Origin of the sequence: Segatella copri DSM 18205 (genome assembly GCF_025151535.1) — a bacterium.
In the GTDB taxonomy this organism is placed as follows: Bacteria; Bacteroidota; Bacteroidia; order Bacteroidales; family Bacteroidaceae; genus Prevotella; species Prevotella copri.
In genome coordinates this window covers 590,581-612,943 of the sequence record NZ_CP102288.1, presented here as the reverse complement: position 1 = coordinate 612,943, position 22,363 = coordinate 590,581, and the positions used below count along the sequence as shown (strand labels likewise).

At 45.7% G+C, this 22,363-nt stretch carries 16 protein-coding genes and 3 pseudogenes; 9 read left to right on the top strand and 10 right to left on the bottom strand.

The features are described from left to right. Positions 1-33: 33 nt before the first annotated feature. From yidC to NQ544_RS02415, 3 genes are all read left to right on the top strand, one after another. Positions 34-1,971, top strand: coding sequence for a membrane protein insertase YidC (yidC, locus tag NQ544_RS02425; RefSeq protein ID WP_006847017.1), 1,938 nt, complete (start codon positions 34-36; stop codon positions 1,969-1,971). Positions 1,972-2,228: 257 nt separating this feature from the next. Then, the gene (locus NQ544_RS02420; RefSeq protein WP_006847018.1) at positions 2,229-2,522 is read left to right on the top strand and encodes a nucleotidyltransferase family protein; all 294 of its coding nucleotides are present in this window, start codon (positions 2,229-2,231) and stop codon (positions 2,520-2,522) included. Next, a complete protein-coding gene (locus NQ544_RS02415) occupies positions 2,515-2,880 on the top strand; it encodes a HepT-like ribonuclease domain-containing protein (RefSeq protein ID WP_006847019.1) in 366 nt (121 codons plus the stop codon). The genes NQ544_RS02420 and NQ544_RS02415 overlap by 8 nt, the downstream gene beginning before the upstream one ends. A gap of 91 nt (positions 2,881-2,971) precedes the next feature. On the opposite strand, the gene NQ544_RS02410 is transcribed toward NQ544_RS02415, so the two are convergent. Continuing rightward, complete coding sequence (locus NQ544_RS02410) at positions 2,972-4,435, bottom strand: DUF1846 domain-containing protein (protein WP_006847020.1); 1,464 nt, start codon at positions 4,433-4,435, stop codon at positions 2,972-2,974. A gap of 198 nt (positions 4,436-4,633) precedes the next feature. On the opposite strand from NQ544_RS02410, the gene NQ544_RS02405 reads away from it, so the two are divergent. Both NQ544_RS02405 and dpp5 read left to right on the top strand, forming a co-directional pair. Next, a complete protein-coding gene (locus tag NQ544_RS02405; RefSeq protein ID WP_040552816.1) occupies positions 4,634-5,917 on the top strand; it encodes an O-acetylhomoserine aminocarboxypropyltransferase/cysteine synthase family protein in 1,284 nt (427 codons plus the stop codon). 53 nt (positions 5,918-5,970) lie between these two features. Continuing rightward, positions 5,971-8,133, top strand: coding sequence for a dipeptidyl-peptidase Dpp5 (dpp5, locus tag NQ544_RS02400; protein ID WP_006847023.1), 2,163 nt, complete (start codon positions 5,971-5,973; stop codon positions 8,131-8,133). Positions 8,134-8,197: 64 nt separating this feature from the next. Here dpp5 and NQ544_RS02395 read toward each other — a convergent pair whose 3' ends face one another. Continuing rightward, positions 8,198-9,724, bottom strand: coding sequence for a peptide MFS transporter (locus tag NQ544_RS02395; protein WP_006847024.1), 1,527 nt, complete (start codon positions 9,722-9,724; stop codon positions 8,198-8,200). A 302-nt stretch (positions 9,725-10,026) separates the two neighbouring features. Here NQ544_RS02395 and NQ544_RS02390 point away from each other — a divergent pair, with 302 nt between their 5' ends. Then, a complete protein-coding gene (locus tag NQ544_RS02390; protein ID WP_006847025.1) occupies positions 10,027-10,902 on the top strand; it encodes a sigma-70 family RNA polymerase sigma factor in 876 nt (291 codons plus the stop codon). A gap of 181 nt (positions 10,903-11,083) precedes the next feature. On the opposite strand, the gene NQ544_RS02385 is transcribed toward NQ544_RS02390, so the two are convergent. The 6 genes and pseudogenes from NQ544_RS02385 to NQ544_RS02360 all read right to left on the bottom strand — a co-directional run bounded on the left by NQ544_RS02385 (position 11,084) and on the right by NQ544_RS02360 (position 16,689). Next, positions 11,084-11,758, bottom strand: coding sequence for a hypothetical protein (locus NQ544_RS02385; protein ID WP_006847026.1), 675 nt, complete (start codon positions 11,756-11,758; stop codon positions 11,084-11,086). Between the two features lie 122 nt (positions 11,759-11,880). Further along, positions 11,881-12,627 (bottom strand): annotated as a pseudogene (locus tag NQ544_RS02380) (MFS transporter); the annotation flags it as partial. A 130-nt stretch (positions 12,628-12,757) separates the two neighbouring features. Next, complete coding sequence (locus NQ544_RS02375; protein ID WP_006848425.1) at positions 12,758-13,675, bottom strand: IS982 family transposase; 918 nt, start codon at positions 13,673-13,675, stop codon at positions 12,758-12,760. A gap of 108 nt (positions 13,676-13,783) precedes the next feature. After that, positions 13,784-14,422 (bottom strand): annotated as a pseudogene (locus tag NQ544_RS02370) (MFS transporter); the annotation flags it as partial. Positions 14,423-14,491: 69 nt separating this feature from the next. Further along, complete coding sequence (locus NQ544_RS02365; RefSeq protein ID WP_006847028.1) at positions 14,492-15,253, bottom strand: porin family protein; 762 nt, start codon at positions 15,251-15,253, stop codon at positions 14,492-14,494. A 41-nt stretch (positions 15,254-15,294) separates the two neighbouring features. Then, positions 15,295-16,689: a PBP1 and LysM peptidoglycan-binding domain-containing protein gene (locus NQ544_RS02360; RefSeq protein ID WP_040552656.1), complete on the bottom strand. Its 1,395-nt coding sequence runs from the start codon at positions 16,687-16,689 to the stop codon at positions 15,295-15,297. Positions 16,690-16,928: 239 nt separating this feature from the next. Here NQ544_RS02360 and NQ544_RS02355 point away from each other — a divergent pair. From NQ544_RS02355 to NQ544_RS02345, 3 genes and pseudogenes are all read left to right on the top strand, one after another. Then, positions 16,929-17,237 (top strand): annotated as a pseudogene (locus NQ544_RS02355) (T9SS C-terminal target domain-containing protein); the annotation flags it as partial. A gap of 27 nt (positions 17,238-17,264) precedes the next feature. Then, complete coding sequence (uvrA, locus tag NQ544_RS02350) at positions 17,265-20,105, top strand: excinuclease ABC subunit UvrA (protein ID WP_006847031.1); 2,841 nt, start codon at positions 17,265-17,267, stop codon at positions 20,103-20,105. Positions 20,106-20,217: 112 nt separating this feature from the next. Further along, a complete protein-coding gene (locus NQ544_RS02345) occupies positions 20,218-20,433 on the top strand; it encodes a hypothetical protein (RefSeq protein ID WP_006847032.1) in 216 nt (71 codons plus the stop codon). A gap of 346 nt (positions 20,434-20,779) precedes the next feature. Here NQ544_RS02345 and NQ544_RS02340 read toward each other — a convergent pair whose 3' ends face one another. Further along, on the bottom strand, positions 20,780-21,160 hold the full coding sequence (locus NQ544_RS02340; RefSeq protein WP_006847033.1) for a DUF5640 domain-containing protein: 381 nt from the start codon (positions 21,158-21,160) through the stop codon (positions 20,780-20,782). A 36-nt stretch (positions 21,161-21,196) separates the two neighbouring features. Then, positions 21,197-22,363, bottom strand: a complete 1,167-nt coding sequence (locus NQ544_RS02335; RefSeq protein ID WP_006847034.1) for a GmrSD restriction endonuclease domain-containing protein — start codon at positions 22,361-22,363, stop codon at positions 21,197-21,199.

Below are 22,363 nucleotides of genomic sequence, written 5' to 3'. Positions count from 1 at the left end.
TCCCCTTTACTCCTTTAATTTCAAATTTTAAAAATGAACAAGAACAACATTATCGGTTTCCTCCTGATTGCCGTAGTGCTGATTGGCTTTAGCTGGTACAACCAGCCATCTGCCGAAGAACAGAGAGCGGCATTCGTTCAGGACTCCATCGCCAAGGCTAAACATGCCGAGATGGAAAAGGCTAGCAAGTCTGCCGCTGCTAAGCGCCAGACTAATGCCAAAGCAAAGGTTGAGGCAGACTCAACCGCCCTCTTCTATTCGGCACTCAAAGGCCAGGCAAAGAAGATTGTATTGAAAAACGAGAAGGTAGAATTAACACTCAACACCAAGGGTGCTACTGTAGAGAAGGCTGTCATCAAGGGCTATGTGGGACACAACCTGCAGGTGAAAGACGGTTCGGCTGATGCCAAGGACGTAACCCTCTTCGACGGTAACGACCAGAGCCTCAAGTTCATGCTCGAGGCTAAGGAGGCCAACATCATCACCAGCGATCTCTACTTCACTCCATCCAACGTGACCGACAAGTCTGTCACCATGACCGCTGTGGCTGGTGAAGGCAAGACGCTCACCCTGACTTATACATTGGGCGATGACTACATGCTGCACATGAGCCTTCAGGCAAATGGCATGGCGGATCTGTTCTCACCTAATTATAATAAAATGGATGTTGACTGGAGCGACAAGGCACGCCAGCAGGAACGTGGTTTCATGTTCGAAAACCGTTACACTACCCTCACCTACCATAATGCAGAAGGCGGTACCGACCACCTCAACGAAGGTAGCGAGAAGATTGACGAGAAGATAGAAGAAACCATCGACTGGGTATCTTTCAAGAACCAGTTCTTCTCTGCCATCATTGTAGCAAAGGATAACTTCGAGAAGGATGCTTTCATGACCTCTATCCCTCAGGAGAAGGGTTCGGGCTATCTGAAGCAGTTCCAGGCTAAGATGAAGACAGCTTTCGACCCAACCGGTAAGAAGGCATCTGAGTTTGAGTTCTACTTCGGTCCTAACGACTTCCAGATTCTGAAGAATACCGAGAAGGAAAGTACCTTCGGCAAGGACTTGGAATTCCAGAAGCTCGTATACCTGGGATGGCCTATCATCCGCTGGATCAACCGTTTCTTCACACTCTATGTATTCGACTGGTTGAGCAACGTGTTCCCAATGGGTATCGTATTGATTCTCATCACCTTGCTCCTCAAGCTCATCACCTACCCTATGGTAAAGAAGAGCTACATGAGTTCAGCCAAGATGCGCGTGCTGAAACCAAAACTCGAAGCTGCTACGGCTCAGTATAACAAGCCTGAGGACCAGATGCAGAAGCAGCAGGCGATGATGGCAGAATATGCCAAGTATGGTGTAAGCCCATTATCAGGTTGCTTGCCTATGCTGATTCAGATGCCGGTTTGGATTGCGATGTTCAACTTCGTGCCTAATGCCATCCAGCTTCGTGGTGAGAAGTTCTTGTGGATGAACGACTTGAGTACCTTCGACCCAATCTTCGAATGGAACACCAACATCTGGCTGATTGGCGACCACTTGAGTTTGACCTGTATCCTGTTCTGTGTAGCTAACCTGTTGTACTCTTGGATGACCATGCGTCAGCAGCGCGACCAGATGGTAGGTCAGCAGGCAGAGCAGATGAAGATGATGCAGTGGATGATGTATCTCATGCCATTGATGTTCTTCTTCATGTTCAATGACTACTCAGCCGGTCTGAACTTCTACTACTTCATCTCATTGTTCTTCAGTGCCGCCATCATGTGGACCCTGCGCAAGACTACCGACGACGAGAAACTCCTCGCCATCCTTGAAAAGCGCTATCAGGAGAACAAGAACAACCCTAAGAAGGCAAGCGGCCTGATGGCAAGAATGCAGGCTCTCCAGGAGATGCAGCGCAAGCAGCAGGAAGAGATGATACGCAAGCAGGCAGAACTGAACGAGAAAAAGCATAATCTCGGAAAATAAAGATTACCAGATAAAAATGAAAGCGTAATGGATTACCCGGCAAAGGTGTTCATTACGCTTTTGTTGTAGGATTACATACTTAAAGCCAGGAAAAGATTGTTAAAAAGCCCCAAATACTTGGCAGTGTAACTATTTTTAGTTACATTTGCAGTCGGATACATAAACAAATAGGAGGAACATTATCTGGAATTATTAAAATGTAAAGCCAAAGGCAAGGCACTTCGTGCACCTTATAGCAGCAACTAAAGATACAAGTTATGGTTAGATTACAAGAATGTTTAGAAAAATTGGCCAACTTCAAACAACAGTTTGGAGATAGCTTTGGAATCACTAAACTCGGTATTTTCGGCTCGGTTGCACGAGGCGAAAATACAGAAGACAGTGATATAGATATTGTTGTGGAAGTAGAAAAGCCAACTCTCTTGCTCATGCACAACTTACATGAGGCTTTAAGCAAATTATTTAATACCAAAGTTGATTTAGTTCGCTTCCGCAAATCGCTTCGCCCTTTATTGCAGTCAAATATCAATCAGGAGGCCGTTTATGTATAATCGCAGTACCATCCACGACAAGCTCGAAGAAATTAAAGAATCCATCGAGTTAATACAAGAATGGAGCAAGGATGTAAAATCAGCTGATGATTTCATGCTTTCACCAACAAAATATATGGCCTTCAATGCTTGTGTTATGAGACTACAAGTTATTGGTGAACACGTGGGTAAACTTTTAAAAGTAGAAGAAAAGCCTTTAGAAGCTTATCCCAACATTCCATGGCAAGCAATATATGGTATGAGAAATATGATTTCTCACGAATATGCCAATGTCGATGAAACAATCGTATATGATACTATCAAAAACGGATTGCCTGAATTGAAAATAATTATTGAAGATTTACTTCATCAGTATTAATTGGCACTCAAGAATTACCCCCGAAAAGGTATAATTAATCTAACAACATTATTAATTATACCTTTTCGGGGGTATTTTATTTTAAGCTAATTTACTTCTTCAATACCGGCTCGCAGGTGATATCCACACCGAGCTTCTTGAAGATCTTCTTGTCTACATCACTCAGCATCACGGTGCTATGAGCCTGACAGCCGCGAAGCTTAGGCAACTGCTCCAATGCCTTCCTGCAGTTCTCATCATTCTCTGAAAGAACAGAAAGAGCTACCAAAACCTCATCCGTATGAAGACGAGGATTGTGACCACCGAGATAATTCACCTTGGTATACTGGATAGGCTCAATCATCGACTGAGGAATCAGCTTCAATTCATGGTCGACACCTGCCAACTGCTTGGTAACATTCAGGAGCAAGGCGGCACTACAGCCCAGCAACTCGCTGCTATGACCGCAGATAATTGTACCATCCTCCAATTCAATGGCAGAAGAGGTATGACCCGTCTCCTTCTTATGATTCTTGGCAGCTACCGTCACCTTGCGGTAATCAGTAGTAATCTTAGCCTGATTGAAGAGCATCTGAATCTTATTGATCTCATCATCATTGCAAGCACCAGCCGCCATCTTGTTGGTAGCCGCATAGTAACGGCGGACAATCTCATTCTTGGATGCCTCGCAGCAAGCCTCATCATCAGAGATACAGAAACCTACCATGTTCACACCCATATCCGTAGGCGACTTGTATGGATTGCTACCATAGATACCCTCGAATAGCGCATTGAGCACAGGATAAATCTCTACATCACGGTTATAGTTGATGGCTATCTTGTTGTAAGCCTCCAGATGGAACGGGTCAATCATATTCACATCGTTCAGATCGGCAGTAGCAGCCTCGTATGCGATGTTCACAGGATGCTTCAATGGGAGATTCCACACTGGGAATGTCTCAAACTTGGCATAACCGGCACGCACGCCACGCTTGTTCTCATTATAAAGCTGACTCAGGCAAACCGCCATCTTACCGCTGCCAGGACCCGGTGCAGTAACAATAACCAGCGGACGCTCTGTTTCAACATAATCGTTCTGACCGAAGCCCTCGTCAGAGGCAATCAGACTCACGTTGTGAGGATAGCCCTCGATGAGATAATGGCAGTAAGTCTTGATGCCCTCGCGCTCCAGACGCTGTTTGAAGGCGATGGCGGCAGGCTGGCCATTATAATGAGTGATGACAACAGAACCCACCATGAAACCACGGTTTTGGAACTCACCACGAAGGCGCAACACGTCCTCATCGTAAGTAATGCCCAAGTCGGCACGCTTCTTGTTCTTCTCTATATCGGCTGCACTAATCACGATAACAATCTCGATGCTATCGCTGATTTTCTGGAACATGCGCAGTTTGCTGTCAGGCTGGAAACCCGGCAAAACTCTGCTGGCATGATGATCGTCAAAAAGTTTACCGCCCAATTCGAGGTAAAGCTTTCCGTCAAACTGTGAGATTCTCTCCTCGATGTGTTCTGACTGAATCTTCAGATACTTCTCGTTATCGAAACCTATCTTCATACTACTTTAAATAAAACTATATCGCTATTATTTTGCAAATTTGACTGCAAAAGTACAAAAAAAACTGGCTATAGAACAATGTTTTACGCAAATTATTCTTAATTCTCAAGGATTTGCCGTATCTTTGCATCTTGCAATGGGCAGCATAACATGTCATATCGCAAAAACATGAAGTTTAAAAGAAAACATAACCGACAAATGAAAAAGAATTTACGTACCGCCTCTATCTGCGTGCAGGGAGGCTATGAGCCAAAGAACGGCGAACCGATTGAAGTGCCAATTTATCAAAGCACTACTTTCAAGTATGACAACTCTGACGAGATGGCTATGCTCTTCGACCTGAAGAAGGAAGGCTACTTCTATACCCGTCTCCAGAACCCTACCAACGATGTTGTGGCTAAGAAGATTGCCGAACTCGAAGGTGGCGTGGGAGCCGTATTAACCAGCAGCGGTCAGGCTGCCAACTTCTATGCTGTGTTCAACATCTGCGAAGCGGGCGACCATATCGTTACATCTAATGAGATTTATGGTGGTACCTTCAATCTCTTCGGCGTAACCCTGAAGAAACTCGGCATCGAGTGTACTTTCGTGAATCCGAACGATAGCGAAGAAGAAATCCAGAAGGCTTTCCGCCCTAACACCAAGGTTGTTTTCGGCGAAACCATCAGCAACCCGGGCTGCGCAGTACTCGACATCGAGAAGTTTGCACGCATTGCTCACAAGAATGGGGTGCCTCTCATCGTTGACAACACCTTCGCTACGCCTATCAACTGCCGCCCATTCGAATGGGGTGCCGACATCGTTACCCACAGTACTACCAAATATATGGATGGTACGGCTTCACAGGTAGGTGGCGTGGTAGTAGACAGCGGCAACTTCGACTGGATGGCTCATGCTGATAAGTTCCCAGGTCTCTGCACACCGGATGACAGCTACCATGGTCTGACCTATGTGAAGGCTTTCGGCAAGATGGGCTACACCACCAAACTCGTAGCTCAGCTGATGCGCGATCTCGGCAGCATCCCTGCCCCAATGAATTCGTTCATCCTCAACCTCGGTCTTCAGAGTCTCCACCTCCGTATGCGCCAGCATTGTGCAAATGCACAGAAGGTGGCAGAGTTCCTGCAGAACGATGAGCGTGTGGCTTGGGTTCATTATAGCGGTCTGGAGGGCGATGAGTATCATGCGCTTGCCCAGAAGTATATGCCAAACGGCACCTGCGGTGTTATTGCCTTCGGATTGAAGGGAGACCGCGAGACAGCCATCAAGTTTATGGATTCTCTCGACATGATCAACATCGTAACCCATGTAGCCGATGCCCGCACCTGTGTGCTCCATCCAGCCAGTCACACCCATCGCCAGCTCAGCGAAGAGCAGCTGAAGGAAGCAGGTGTTGCGCCAGATCTGATTCGCCTCTCTGTAGGTATCGAAGATGTAGAAGACATCCTCGATGATATCAAGCAGGCTTTGGATCAGATTTAAGACAAATAGGATACATAACAACAAAGCAACATTATAACAGTAAAATTAGAAACATGATTAAAGCTATGATTTTAGCTGCTGTGGCTCTCACGATGGTCACAGCTGCTGATGCACAGACTATGATTCAGAAAAATGACATCAAGGTAGAAAACCACCTGATGACTCCTGAGGCTCTCTGGGCAATGGGACGTATCGGTGGCGCCGAAGCTTCGCCTAACGGCAAGCAGGTGGTGTACCAGGTGGGTTACTACAGTGTAAAGGAGAACAAGGGTCATCAGATGCTCTTCATCATGGATGCCAACGGCAAGAACCAGAAGGCATTGACCACCGATGCAAAGAGCGAAACAGATGCTGCCTGGATTCAGGGCGGACAGAAGATTGCCTTCATCCGTGACGGACAGCTCTGGAGCATGAACCCTGACGGTACAGGCAGAAAGCAGCTCACCAACGACAAGTTGGGCATCCAGGGCTTCCGCTTCTCTCCTGACGGCAAGAAGGTAATCCTCATCAAGGAACTCCCTTACCACGGAACCATCAAGGAGAATCCTTCTGATCTTCCATTGGCTACCGGCCGTCTCGTAACTGATATGAACTATCGCCACTGGGATCACTACGTAGAGAGCCTTCTCCATCCTTTCGTGGCTGATGTGGCTGAAGACGGTACCATCAATGCCGGCGAAGACATCCTGAAGGATGAACCATTCGAGTGCCCTATGGCTCCATTCGGTGGCATCGAGCAGCTGGCATGGAGTCCGGATTCCAAGACCATCGCCTATACCTGCCGCAAAAAAGAGGGCGTTCAGTATGCCATCTCTACCGACTCTGATATCTACCTATATAATATAGGTACGCGCGAGACAAAGAACCTCTGCAAGGAGGCTGGCTATGTAGAGCCTAAGATTGATGCTACCAAGAGCATGAAGAACCAGGCTGTCAACGCTCCTGAGAATCTGAAGAACAATCCGGGTTACGACGTGAACCCTCAGTTCTCTGCTGACGGCAAGTACATCGCTTGGCAGAGCATGGCTCGCGATGGCTACGAGAGCGACCGCAACCGCCTCTGTGTTTACGAACTCGCTACCGGCAAGAAGAACTATGTATCAGAGAAGTTCGACTCTAGCGTAGAGGGCTTCGTATGGAACAAGGACAACAAGAGCCTCAGCTTCATCGGCGTATGGCACGGAACCCTGAACCTCTATCAGGCTAACTTCAAGGGCGAAGTAAAGCAGATTACCAACGAGTGGGCTGACTACGGAAGCATCTCGCTTGCCAACAACGGCAACAAGCTTCTCGCTACCAAGGCTAGCATGAGTCATCCTACTGATATCTACATCGTAACTCCAGGCAAGGATGCCAAGAGTACCAAGGTAGAGCAGATTACCCGCGAGAACGACCATATTCTGAACCAGTTGAATCTGGGTAAGTGTGAGCAGCGTTGGGTAAAGACTACCGACGGCAAGCAGATGCTGGTATGGATTATGTTGCCATCTAATTTCGATGCTAACAAGAAGTACCCTACCCTTCTCTTCTGCGAGGGTGGTCCTCAGAGTCCGGTAAGCCAGTTCTGGAGCTACCGCTGGAACATCCAGATCATGGCAGCCAACGGCTATGTAGTCGTATTGCCAAACCGCCGCGGTCTCCCTGGTTTCGGAAGCGCATGGAACGAAGAGATTTCTGGCGACTGGACAGGCCAGTGCATGAACGATTATCTTTCAGCTATTGATGATGCTGCCAACAATCTTCCTTACGTAGACAAGGATCGTCTGGGATGTGTAGGTGCCAGCTTCGGTGGTTTCTCAGTATACTATCTCGCCGGTCATCACAACAAGCGTTTCAAGGCTTTCCTCTCTCACGATGGTGCTTTCAACCTGGAGAGCATGTACACCGATACCGAGGAGGCTTGGTTCTCTAACTGGGAATACGAGGATGCTTACTGGAATAAGAACCAGAGTGCCAACGCCAAGAAGACTTACGAGAACAGTCCTCATAAGTTTGTAGACAAGTGGGATACTCCAATCCTCTGCATCCACGGCGAAAAGGATTACCGTATCAATGCCAACCAGGGCATGGGCGCCTTCAATGCAGCCCGCATGCGTGGCATCCCAGCCGAGCTCCTCATCTATCCTGATGAGAACCACTGGGTATTGAAGCCACAGAACGGCGTGCTCTGGCAGCGCACCTTCTTCGGCTGGTTAGATAAGTGGTTGAAGAAATAACATATAAAAAAGGCTTGCTTCGAAAAATGAAGCAAGCCTTTTTTATATGTTATAATTCTAAGATTTAGCTTACGCGGTTCAACTTCTTGATGATAGAGAAGATGAAGAGAGCTGAAACCAGGCAGATACCTGCGAGAACACCCCAGATGGCAACGAGGTTGAAGTTCTGCCCCCACATGATGCCAGGAATCATAACCAACTGGTTACCGATGGCTGTTGCACCAAACCAGAGACCCATCATCAAACCAGCATACTTTGGAGGAGCTACCTTCGATACAAATGAAATACCGATTGGAGAAAGCAGAAGCTCTGCGAATGTAAGGATGAGGTATGTAGAGATGAGGAGGTTAGCACTTACACGTGTACCCTCTGTAGCAGAATTGCCCTGTGTCAAAGGAAGCTCCAGTCCCATAGAACCTACAGCCATCCATACAAAACCGAGAGCAGCAACGAGCATACCCAAACCAATCTTCTCTGGCGATGTAGGCTCCTTGCCAATCTTGTGGAGCCATGAGAACAAAGCAACGCTCACTGGTGTCAATGCCACTACATAACATGGGTTGAACTGCTGGAAGATAGGAGCCTCAACATCTACGGCACCTTCAAGGTTGCTGTACTTGTAGAAGAGGAAAGCGATGGCAGCAACAATAACACCAAGAGAGATGCCCTTACCCTTGCCAGTCTTGCTCTGTGCCAGACCGAAACAACCGTAAACCACGAAGATGCAGGCTACGAGGTTGGTAACATCGAACGCCATTGACTGCAGACCCTCTGAAGTCTTCTGTGTATAATCGCGTGCAAAGAGTGTCAATGTATTACCGTTCTGATGGAAAGCCATCCAGAAGAAGATAACCACAGCGAATACGAGACAGAGGCAGATGATGCGTTCCTTGGTCTCAGCCTTAGAAAGTTCTTTTGTCTCCTTGGCAGAAGTCTTATCATCCTTACTCTTGGTCTCAGAAGCAAGAACATGCTTGTATGTAAAGCTGAAGGCATAGTAGATAGCGATACTGAAAATCAGCGAAGCACAAGCCACGGCGAAAGCGAAGTGGTATGAATCTTCCACCGACACGCTCAGGCTCTCCTGCGCCCACTTCATAATCTTGATGGCAGCAGTAGGAGCAAACATAGCACCGATGTTGATAGCCATATAGAAGAGTGAGAAACCGGAATCACGTTTGCTGGCATACTGTGGCTCATCATAGAGACGACCTACCATCACCTGCAGATTACCCTTGAACAGACCGGTTCCCAAAGCGATGAGAATAAGTGAAATACCCATAGCAGCAACGGCAACGGTTTCCTTGCCAAGAGGAAGTGAGAGAACAAGATAGCCGATGAACATGATGAAGATACCTGTGGTAACCATACGTCCAAAGCCAAACTTGTCGGCTGCGATACCTCCGATGATAGGAAGGAAATAAACCATCATCAGGAATGTAGAGTAAATAGTACTTGCCAATCCGGTTTCAAAACCGAAGTTGGCCTGCAAATAAAGCAAGAACACAGCAAGCATGGTGTAATAGCCGAAACGCTCACCCGTGTTTGCCAAAGCTAAGGCCCACAGACCTTTTGGTTGATTCTCAAACATAATTTTTTGTTTTGTTGTAATTTTATTATTTAGTCATTCTTTTCTCGCAATTTTTGTGCAAAGATACATAAATTATTCCATATTTCAAACTTATTGTACCAAAAAGCGCACTTCACATAGCATTTTTCTACTAGGAACCGGCTAAAATTCTAAAAAACAGACAAATCAGAATAAAAAAATCCGTTTATATTACAACGTAATTGCATTTTTTTTCGTACCTTTGCACCCCGAAACCAAGAGGAGGTTTCGGGATACACAAAAATACTTCAAAAAATTCTAAATAGAAAGGTAAAAGGATATTTATGAGACAACTTAAGATTAGTAAGAGTATAACCAACCGTTCCAGTGAAGCACTCGACAAGTACTTGGTGGAGATTGGTAGAGAGCCTATGGTCTCTATCGATGAAGAAATCGAACTTGCCCAGAAGATTCGCAAAGGCGGTCGTGAGGGAGAACGTGCCAAAGAGAAATTGGTAAAAGCAAACCTTCGATTCGTTGTATCTGTTGCTAAGCAATATCAGCACCAGGGTCTTTCTCTGACCGACCTCATCGACGAGGGTAACATCGGTTTGGTAAAGGCTGCTGAAAAGTTTGACGAGACCCGCGGCTTTAAGTTTATCTCATACGCCGTATGGTGGATTCGTCAGAGTATCCTGCAGGCTATTGCCGAGCAGAGCCGTATCGTTCGCCTGCCTTTGAACCAGGTAGGTGCATTGAGTAAGATTAGTGCAGAAATCAGTAAGTTTGAGCAGGAGAACCAGCGCAAACCTTCTGTTGCTGAGCTCGCTCAAATCACAAAGATGGAAGAAAGCAAAATCGACCAGACTATCAAGGCAGATAATCACCACATGAGTATCGATGCTCCATTCGGTAGCGATGATGATGACAATGCGATGGTCGACGTGATGGCTTCGGGTGATGACAGCCGTACCGACAAGGGTGTTGACTTCGAGTCTATGGCGAGCGAGCTTGACAGAGTTCTCAACTCTGTATTGAAAGACCGTGAGCGTAAGATTCTGTGCTACTGCTATGGTATCGGTTGCCACGAGAAGGGTTTGGAGGAAATCGGTAGCGAGTTCAACCTTACCCGTGAGCGTGTTCGCCAAATTCGCGAAAAGAGTATCATCAAGCTCCGTGATAGCGGTAAGATCAAAATCCTGATGAAGTACTTGGGATAAGTTAAGTGAAGAGTGAAGAACGAAGAGTGAAGAATTCTTTTGCTTTTCTTCACTAGGGTTTGAAGACGAGAGAAAAATAGATAAAACCAAGTTGCTCATAGCAACGAAAGTAAAAAGGGGCAATCAGTTGGTTCATCCCAATCTGATTGCCCTTTCTCTATTAACTATAAACTGTTAACTGTTAACTATTAACAAAGTTTCCAAACTTATCAATCAAGCCACTGATACCTTCACGGGATGCTTCGAAGTAAGGATATTCATCACGCAAGCAAATTTCGTCGTAAAGGAAATCCGCCACTACCGTATCGTTACCATCCGGCATTACCAGTCCCATCTTGCCATTCTTCTCAGCTATTACCGGCATGATGCTCAAGTCATCATTATAAATGTAGCAGGTGCGCAAGAAATCATAAGTTGGCGAGAGTAAGATGTTGCCTTGATGATCTTTCATACCGAACTTTCCATCCTGCTCAAATACTTCATGATACTGAATGTATTTCGCCTTGATGCGCTGGTAATAGAAAAACATCTTGCGCTTATCGTTGACAAAATCCAGCATATACTGGAAGGTGTCACAATAGTTGGCTACCGAACGGACCAGAATCATCTTCAAGTCAAGACCATCCAATGCTTTTCTGTTCAGATCAATATACTTGGCTATCGCCTTCTCCTTCTCTGGTACAGAGAGGCTGGCTAGCCTTTCCTCAAATTTCAACATAGCTTGCTTGGTACCCGACATACCCTTGATATACCGGTGTATCTGTCTGCCCATCTCTGAACATACAAACTTGTCAATCTCCTGCAGCTCTATCGGGTCAGCATAGTCCTTAATCAATGATTCAGGTGTCGCATTCATGGTTATTTCCTTTCTTTTAAAAATTATACTTTCAAAGATTTAGAAGAACAAAGAGCAAACGGATTCTACACTCTTCGTTTTTTATTCTTCACTCAATCTGCTCTTTGTTCTTCGCTCTTCACTTATTTCACATTAGGCTTCTGCAATCCATATCCCTTTCTCTTGTCTTCCCACAAGAGGAGGAAAGCGATGAGGATGGCTATTACTCCGAAACCGGCAAAGATAGTCATCGTCTGGGTATAGTCGATGGTGCCGTCGGCTGCGGTATTCGCCTGGTTTACCTTACCAATCCATACCGGAATGAGAGCCAGTCCGATGTTCTGGATGTAGAAGATAAGGGCGTATGCAGTTCCTAAGAGTTTCATTGGGATAATCTTTGGCACAGATGGCCACATGGCTGATGGTACCAGTCCAAATGCGATGCCCAGGATGAGCATCAGCACGATGGCAAGCACCCATGAGTTGATTGGAAGGGCAAACATGACGTGCACAAAGGTCAGGAGGCAACTGCCGATAATCATCAGCGTAGCACCCTTGCCATACTTATCGTATATACTACCGAAGAGCGGTGTGAGGAAGATGGTACCGAATGGCAACATCGCAGGAATCAGACCTGCCAAATTAGCATCCACACCATACTTGAAAATCATCAGCTTGGTAGCAAACTTCAGGAATGGGAATACGCCTGCATAGAACATCAGACAGAGTACAGCCACATACCAGAAACCTATTGTCTTGAAAAGACCTCCCAAGTCAGAGAACTTGAAACCTTCTTCCGGCCCAGTAGCCACAGCTGCCACAGAAGCATCCTCCTTCTTGTCCATCACGCAATAAACGAGATAAACCAGTACACCAGCGCAAAGCAATACCTCAGTTCGGGATAACGAGCTCTATCTAAAGGCTTTATAATGTTTTTATATAAGGGACACAGAGGCTTGGCAACCATCTATATATCTTGGATGGTTGCTGAGACAAAATCCTCCTGTAAAATATGCAATGTTAGAAAAGACTCAGCTGTTTCGTATCTTCGATAACGTATCCAGTAAGTGCCTTGGGCTTGTTGTCAAAGAAACAGTATGCCCCTAATGCAGAAATAATATTTATGATGAAATTCGCAACAGACCTGTGACGTGAATGTACTATCTGAGCCGTATTTTTCAACAGGTCATTAATCGTTTCAATGATGTATCTTTTGCGTAGCATCATCTTGTCATAGAACGGCATTAGTTTGTTCTTCATGTTCACTCTCAGTCCTGTAACCAACTGGATGCCTTCCTCAAAAAGCGAATCGAAGAGTTTTTGCGAGATATAGCCTTTATCTGCAAACAGCTTGCCATACAGACGTTTAGCCAATACATCGAATACCGCTGGATCTTTGTCGCTAACGTTTGCACCAGTGAGAACAAAAGCAATTATCTCACCTCTATCATTACAAGCCAGATGTAGCTTGAACCCATGACACCATCCCATTGTTCCCTTTCCGTCTGTGGCAATGCCTTTGAACACTTTGTTGGCATAACGCCTGAGATTGTGGCATATTGGTATCATGGTTGAATCAACAAAGGTTATACCTGTACATCTGCCAAAAGCACGGAGATTCAGGAAGAACATGAGAGGGAAGAATACGCGACTTTCAAGTTCTACAAAACGGTTATAAGACACTGCATTTGGAAAATATGACTTCAATGTTCCTCTAATAAAGAATAGGTAATAATGCTTGAAGTTTCGGAATGAGCCGAAATGGAAATACAGCAAAATCGTCATGATTTCACTATCAGATAAAGAGGCTTTACGTCGTCTGCGCTTTACTCCATCTTCACTCAAAAGCAATTTTCCTGCATTTTCAGCATCAAAAACTTTGTAAAATTCATCAATAATACAAAATAATTCTGTAACTTTGTCCTTGGTAATCTCCATAATGATATCTTTTTATGTTTGTAACTAATTGTATTTCAACTACAAAGATACAAAAAATATCGGAGATTACCAACTTTTTTAGGCACTATTTCTTATCCCGAACTGAGGTAGCAATACAGCGCCCAAAGCAACAGAAGCAGATACTCCACCCATTGCCTTGGCAAAAGGAAGAGAAGCACTCAGGGCTGCAGCAGTTCCCAAACGAGCCGTAGCTACCTGTACACCCATTGCCAGAGCCAACTCATGGCCCGTAAACCACTTCACGATAACCTTGCTCACTGTGATACCGCATATCTCGCATCCTACACCATAGATGGCAAAGCCAAGAGCAGCTATCACTACCTGCGTACTGTAAGTACCGAAGAATGGTACAGCAACCATTCCGTCAAACTCATGACCTAAAGCATACCACTTCAACAAGGCTCCACCAAACATCAGGACGGTAGAGAGGATACCAGTGAAACGGATGCCAAACTTATCGAGGATAAGACCACCGAAGAAGAGGAGCAGGAGGAACACATTGAAGTATCCGTAAGCTCCAGAGAAGAAGCCGTATTCATCCGAATTCCATCCGAGTCCGAGACCATTCTCTGCTCCCTTGGCTGCTGTCAAGAGAGGCTCCAGTGGAGACATCACATCTGTAAAAAAGTAACCGAACATCATCGTGATACTCACGATGAGGAGGGCGGTCCAGCGAGCTGACTTAGAGTCGCTCAATTTCATCTGCATTTTTTCTGTTGTACTCATTTTCTTTAAAACATAAATGATAATTTCATTATCACTATTTTCTCTTAACTATTAACTGTAAACTATTAACTACTTTCTCCTAACGTTCTTCGTTCTGGTGATATCAAAGAGATAAGAGAGTTTCAGAACAATCTGTCCGTAGTTACTCTTTCCGAAATAATCACGCTTAGAAGCACCGTAGATATTTCCCAGACCATAGTAGTATCGGGCTTCGGCAAGGAAATGCCCCACCTTCGGAATACTGTATTCAGCACCCAGACCCAGGGCGATACCATAATCGAGCTTGTTCTTGACTGCCATCGTATCCTGAGCCACCACCGGACTTACACGGTTATTGTCGGTTGCCGGCATGTGCTCTACCGAGAAGTTGGTCTTCTGCGAATCACTCAGATAGAGGCCAAACTGCGGACCGGCATTCACGAAGATATTCAGTCCTCTTGTCTCCCTACCCCATGCCAGATGCGCAAAGATTGGCACCTGAATATAGTTGATGGTACGCTTGTAAGCCATCGCCTCTTGGGTTTCGGTGATAATCACCGGATTATTCTCCATATCCAGGATATCCTCTTCCCATCCTGCCTGCGCATAGTTTACTTCGGCATAGATAGAGCAGATGGTCTTGAAATATTTCTCACAGGTATATCTCATCGAAAAACCGCCCGTTAGTCCGCCGTGCTGCTTCTGCTGTACCTCGGGTATGAATCCTACGCTACTCATCATATAGCCCCCATTAAAACCGATGGCGAAATCATTACGATGCTCTCCTATCTGTGCCGAAACTGGAATTCCGAAGATGAGCATCAGAATCAGCAGCCCAATATTTCTATTCATTATCAACTATAAATTGTAAACTATAAATTGTAAACTATAAACTAGTACTTCACCGCCTCTATCTGATGATTAAAGGTATAGTGAATCAACTGGAAACTCTTGTTCTTGTATCCTCCTCTACTGGTCTTCTCGAAACGGAGTGGAGTCTGCACCGGCTGGTAAGTCATCTGCTGGCGCTCACCTGTAAAGTTCTTGCCATATCTCTTGACGCCCTGAATCAGATACATTCCGTGATCGAAACCGGTGATGGCGAATCTTGGCTGTGCCACCATCATAGGCTGATGGAACCATCGCTCATAACGGCTCTCAAGCGCCTTGGTCTGTGCTGAGTTCGGGTTATAATAGAAGGTGGAAGGGATATAAGTATCATACTTATAGAATCTTTCCAGATTATACTTGGCATACATCAGCCATTCGGTATAGCCGAAGAGAGAGATGGCTGCACCCGGATACTTCGCATCAAATTCGTCGAGCTTGTTCAATACCTGAGTCAACTGTGGCGAACGTCCCGTATTCAGGATGATCACATTCTGCTTGGAAGGCATGAAAGCCTTGGCAAACTGCTCGACACTTGAATTCACATTGGTGATGCTATAATTGATTTTCCTGCGTTCCAGTTCCTTGCGCAGACCGAACGTAAAGTTGCCCTTTCTCGAAGTAGAATCATTGCAGTCTACAAAGATAGGATGCACATTGGTAAATCGGCTCAGGAATGCCTTGATGGTCGCATCATTCAGCGCATCATCGCTCTGATAAACCTGGAAAATCTCTTTGTTTCTTTCTACATCATCTCCGCTGATAGAGAACGGAATCACCATTTTGATGCCGTAGGTCTTGCAGAAGTTGGTCAGCGGAGCCACCTGCTTGGTATAAAGTGGACCAAAGATGATGTCGCATTGGTTAGCGCCCTCCTGCAAGAGTGTATTCCGGATATCAGCATCAATAGGAACGTTCCAGGCATGCACATCTATATCGGCGCCCTGCTGCTTCAGGGTTTCGCAAGCCAGCAGCAAACCGCGGTAATACTCCACCATTCGCTTGCCGTCGCCATCAACATTATGCAAAGGTAACATCACGCCTACCTTTACTGCATTTCTGGCAACAGCAGCCTTTGAGGTTGCCGGAGCTGTAGCAGTTTGCTGAACCGTCGCCCCATTCCCCGACTTCTGACCGTTCACCTGATTAGGATTCTTCTGGTCTTTGGTGTATGGAATAAAGAGCGTAGCTCCCTTCTGCAACATGTATCCCTCACGCTTCATCTCCGGATTGGCATCCATCAGTTCAGGAAGGCTCAATCCGTATTTGTTGGCGATACCAAAGATAGTATCTTTCTTCTTAACCGTGTAAATGTCGCGCCATTTTACAGTCTGCGCGCTAATGCTGACACTGAGCAGAAGCCCAACGAGCAGCAGGAAATATCTCATTTTTTGTCTCATATCTCTAGATTTTTTTAACGATATCTTCAAATATTTCATGTTTTCATCTGCAAAAATACAAAAAATCTTGCATCTGACGCAATATCTCTCATCTTTTTATTATCTTTGCACAAATTATTTTAGAAATGAGACGAAAAATAGCATTACTTTGCATCATGTTGACACTTTTAACGTGTCAATTACACGCTCAGGAAGTCAACGACGACGAGGAGGACAACACAGAAGAGACGACCAAGGTCAGTTCTCTTCTCATGCCGAATGCCTTCTCTCCAAATGGCGATGGCATCAACGACATCTATAAGCCCAAGGATGGTTACCGGAACATTGAGGAGTTCCACGCTTATATATATAATAGGTGGGGACAGAAACTCTATGAATGGACCGACCCTGCCACGGGATGGGATGGCACCTACCGTGGAAAACCGGTCAAGGAGGGTGTCTACTTCTGTCTCGTCAAGGCGAAGGGGGCAGATGGCGTTGTGTATAACATCAAACGTGATGTCAACCTGCTCAGAGGTTATACCGAAGAACAGAACAGTAACTATTAGGCAAACAGCAATTAGCAGAATTGGAATATGAATTCAGAAGAAAAGATAAATGTATGGGGCGCACGGGTCCACAACCTCAAGAACATAGATGTGGAGATTCCGCGTGATTCCCTCACCGTGATTACCGGACTCTCGGGTTCGGGCAAGAGTTCACTGGCCTTCGACACCATCTTTGCCGAAGGTCAGCGCAGATATATCGAAACATTCTCTGCCTATGCCCGCAACTTCCTGGGTAATATGGAACGCCCGGATGTTGATAAGATTACGGGATTAAGTCCGGTCATCAGCATAGAACAGAAAACCACCAACAAGAATCCCCGCTCTACCGTGGGCACTACCACCGAGATTTACGACTATCTCCGTCTGCTCTATGCCCGCGCCGGTACTGCCTACAGCTACCAGAGTGGCGAGGAGATGATGAAATATACCGAGGAACAGGTCATCGACATGATTCTCAGCGATTATAAGGGCAAGGCTATCTTCCTGCTCGCTCCCCTCGTACGCCAACGCAAGGGTCATTACCGCGAACTCTTCGAAAGCATGCGCAGAAAGGGGTATCTCTACGTGCGACTCGACGGCAACATCCTCGAAATCGTTCCCAATATGAAAACCGACCGCTACAAGAACCACAATATAGAAGCTGTGGTCGATAAACTGGTGGTGAAGGAAGAAGATGAGGAACGCATCCGCAAGAGTGTGGCTACGGCTATGAAACAGGGCGACGGCATGGTAATGGTTCTTGAGAAAGGTGCCAAGGAGGCCAAGACATACTCCAAGCGTCTCATGGACCCTGTAACGGGTATCGCCTACCAGGATCCAGCTCCTAACATGTTCTCCTTCAACTCTCCCGAAGGTGCCTGTCCGCATTGCAAGGGTCTGGGAAAGGTGAACCAGATTGATATCAAGAAGGTAATTCCCGATGATAAACTCAGCATCCATGAAGGCGGCATCGCTCCGCTCGGCAAATACAAGAACCAGATGATTTTCTGGCAGATAGAATCATTGCTCAGCAAGTATGACCTCAACCTGAAGACGCCTATCTGCGAGATTCCGGGCGATGCCATGCAGGAAATTCTCTATGGCTCACTCGAAAATGTGAAGATAGAAAAGGAAAAGGTGCATACCTCTACCGACTATTTCTGCGCCTACGATGGCATCATCGACTACCTGCAGAAGGTGATGGAGGATGACGAGAGTGCGGCGGGCAAGAAATGGGCCGACCAGTTTATCTCTACCATCGAATGTCCTGAATGCCATGGTTTGCGACTCAAAAAGGAATCGCTCTCTTTCAAAATCTGGGATAAGAATATATCCGAAGTAGCCAGTCTTGACATCGATGAACTGCGCGATTGGCTCGAAGAAGTGGAACAGCATCTGCCTTCGATGAAAGCGAAGGTGGCTCACGAAATCATCAAGGAGTTGCGCTCACGCGTTACCTTCCTCCTCGATGTGGGACTCAATTATCTCTCGCTCAACCGCCAGTCAGCTTCTCTCTCGGGTGGCGAGAGCCAGCGCATCCGTCTGGCTACTCAGATTGGTAGCCAGCTGGTCAACGTGCTCTATATCCTCGATGAGCCGAGCATCGGTCTGCACCAGCGCGACAACGAACGTCTGCTCAACAGTCTGAAGGAACTTCGCGACCTGGGCAATACCGTTATTGTGGTGGAGCACGATGAAGATATGATGCGGGCTGCCGACTGGATAGTAGATATCGGTCCGAAGGCGGGACGCAAGGGAGGTGAAGTTGTCTTCCAGGGCACTCCCCAGGAGATGCTCAAGACCGATACCATCACCGCCCAGTATCTCAACGGCAAGATGGCTATTGAGGTGCCTGCCCTCCGCAGAGAAGGCAACGGCAAGCATATCACCATTCACGGAGCTACGGGCAACAACCTCAAGGGGGTGGATGTTGATTTTCCACTCGGCAAACTCATTGTCGTAACGGGTGTCAGCGGCTCAGGCAAATCCACTCTCATCAACGAGACCCTCCAGCCTATCCTCTCGCAGCATTTCTACCGTTCGCTCAAGAAACCGATGCCATACGAGAGCATCGAGGGTATCGAGAATATCGACAAGGTAGTAAATGTAGACCAGAGTCCTATAGGCAGGACGCCTCGCAGCAATCCAGCAACCTACACAGGCGTGTTCAGCGATATCCGCTCGCTCTTCGTAGGACTTCCCGAGGCAAAGATCCGCGGTTACAAGCCGGGCAGATTCTCCTTCAATGTGAAAGGTGGAAGATGCGAGGAATGTAAGGGTAACGGATATAAGACCATCGAAATGAACTTCCTGCCGGATGTCTACGTACCTTGTGAGGTATGCCACGGCAAACGCTACAACCGCGAGACGCTGGAGGTAAGATACAAGGGAAAGAGCATCGCCGATGTTCTCGACATGACCATCAACCAGGCGGTAGATTTCTTCGAGAATGTTCCTCAGATACTGCAGAAGATCAAGGCATTACAGAATGTAGGTCTCGGATACATCAGGTTAGGACAGAGTTCCACTACCCTCTCTGGCGGTGAAAGTCAGCGCGTAAAACTGGCTACCGAACTCTCGAAGCGTGATACGGGCAAGACGCTCTATATTCTCGATGAACCGACTACCGGTCTGCATTTCGAAGACATCCGCATCCTGATGGATGTACTCCAGAAACTGGTAGACCGTGGCAATACGGTCATTATCATCGAGCACAATCTCGATGTCATCAAACTCGCCGACTGGCTCATCGACATGGGTCCGGAAGGTGGACGAGGCGGCGGTCAGCTCCTCTTTGCCGGAACACCAGAAGAAATGGTGAAGCAGCAGAAGGGATATACCTACAAGTTCCTCGCCCCTTTACTGAAGAAATCAGGGAAACCTGAATAAATCAGGATAGGAACGAAGGCTGTGGCAGAAGAAAATTAAAAAAAACGCTCTAAAAGTTTGGATGTTACAAATATTAAGTTTATCTTTGCATAAGATATAAAACAAACAGCGTATGAAACAGGTAGAAGAACGATATGAAGCAAGCAAGATGGCATATCGGGATATCAAGAACTCTATTGATACGGCGAAAAGGGAAGGTAGAATAGAAGGTAGAACTGAAGCCAACATTGAAACGGCTAAACGTTTGCTGGCTATGGGACTTCCAACAGAACAGGTAGCCAAAGCGACCCAGCTACCTTTGGATATGGTTCAAAATCTGAGCTACTGATAAAAGCGAAAACTAACGCTTTTCTTTTATGCTGGATACCACAACAAATAACCCCAACCTACTTTCTTAAGCGGGTTGGGGTATTTTTATTTCAATATAAAATATGACGATAGCATGGTACCGATTACACCGCTACGCTTGGTAACGATACAGCACTATCATCAGTTAAATTAACGTTGCATATACAAAATGAGCCTGTAAATGAGCCTGTAAATGACAACAGCAAGCCATTCTTTCTGCAAAGAAATAAAATTCATCCATAAGAGAGAGATTTTGGCGAATAAGCTGGTAGTACACTTGCTTGTTGAATTCGCGTTTAAAGATATACACTTAATGTTAGTAATCTTTATTTTATTTTCTCCAAGGACAAAGTTTCACCATTTTCACCTGTTGCCTTAATCAAATTAACTTTGTTAATGATAACTTTATAAGCTTGGTTATAGGTCTTTCCATTGCCTTTTGAAGAAATTGCCAGTGTATTACCATCAAAGGTAAATGTGAAAGCAATTTTATAGGATATCGCTGACATTTTCTCTTCACAATAGCCTTTTCCATCTTTGTTGAAGGTCCATACAGCATCCTTTGTCCTAGACTGATCTTTCCAGGTACCAACAATACTTAAATCTTGAACCTTAGAATCATCATCGTCAGAACTGCAGCTTGTGAAAGCTGTCGTTGCAAATGCTCCAATAAACAGGAGCAACATTAAAAATAAATACTTTTTCATAAATTTGATATTTTAATTTAAACTAAACATTTCATTTTATCTGTTGCCTTTCGAACGGTTATGCGTCTTGCAGAGCATCTGACAGTTGCTCTCATCTGTAGCTCCGCCGTTAACCCATGCCTTCACATGGTCGGCTTCCATCTCTTTCAAAGCCCAAATTTTATCCTTATTGGGACCATCGCCACAAGCACAAAGAGGACAATTGCTTTCATGCTTCTTTTTGGCTTCTGACGTCTGACGATCATAAACCCTGCGTTTGGTATTATCATCAAAGACACGGACATTCAGAAGTCTTGTATCCTTACAACCGCCAAGCACATATTCAAATACGTTCTTTTTATCTTGAACGCATGGATCGTTATAAAGCTCTTTCACCTTTTGAGATACCTCAATATGATTATAGGGAGTGGTATGGAATCGTTCGTATAGTTCACCCCAGTTTAGCCCCTTCATCTTGGGATAAACCTCATCGAACGTTTGGTCTATCCAAGAAATAACATCATCGAAATAGTTTTTCAATTCATTGATGTTTGCGTCACGGCGATGTTCTTGCATGTAGTCTTTGATATTTCCTTTGCTCACCCATCGTAGGGCTTCCTGAAGAATTTCCTGTCTATTGGCAGAACCTGAAATGTAGCATTCCCATTTTTGCAAACGTGGATCTTCCTTGTTGCTGAATTCTTTTCGGGCTGCACTGACGAAAGGCCCCGAGTAAATGGCGTTCAACTTTTCTTGTTCGTTGAGTCGAATGCCACCGATATTGATAATTTCAAACCACTCCTTGATTTCAGACTCCGTGCCCTCGCAGATGTAAGCTAACATCTTTGTATTCTCTATAAGCTCTCTTTCTTCTTTATCCAATGCCTTGAATCTATAAGGCAGATTGTCTCTTTTTATATAAGAGAACTTGTTAATCAAATATCTGCCAAGGCTTGTGATACGTTGCTGACCATCAAGAACCTCCAAGCGTCCATCAGGCAACTTGTTAAAGTACAACAATCCCAAGGGATATTTTTTCATGACGGAATCAATGACGGCAACTTCTTTCTCACCCTCATTTTCTATATAGAGGTAGTTGCGTTGATACTCAGGCTGAATAGTTAGCTTGCCAGCTAAACCATATAAGCCTTTTCCGTCAGCTTTGCTGTAAGTGAAACCCTCGCACAGTTCTTTAACTGTATATTCTTTTAATTCTGTTTCCAT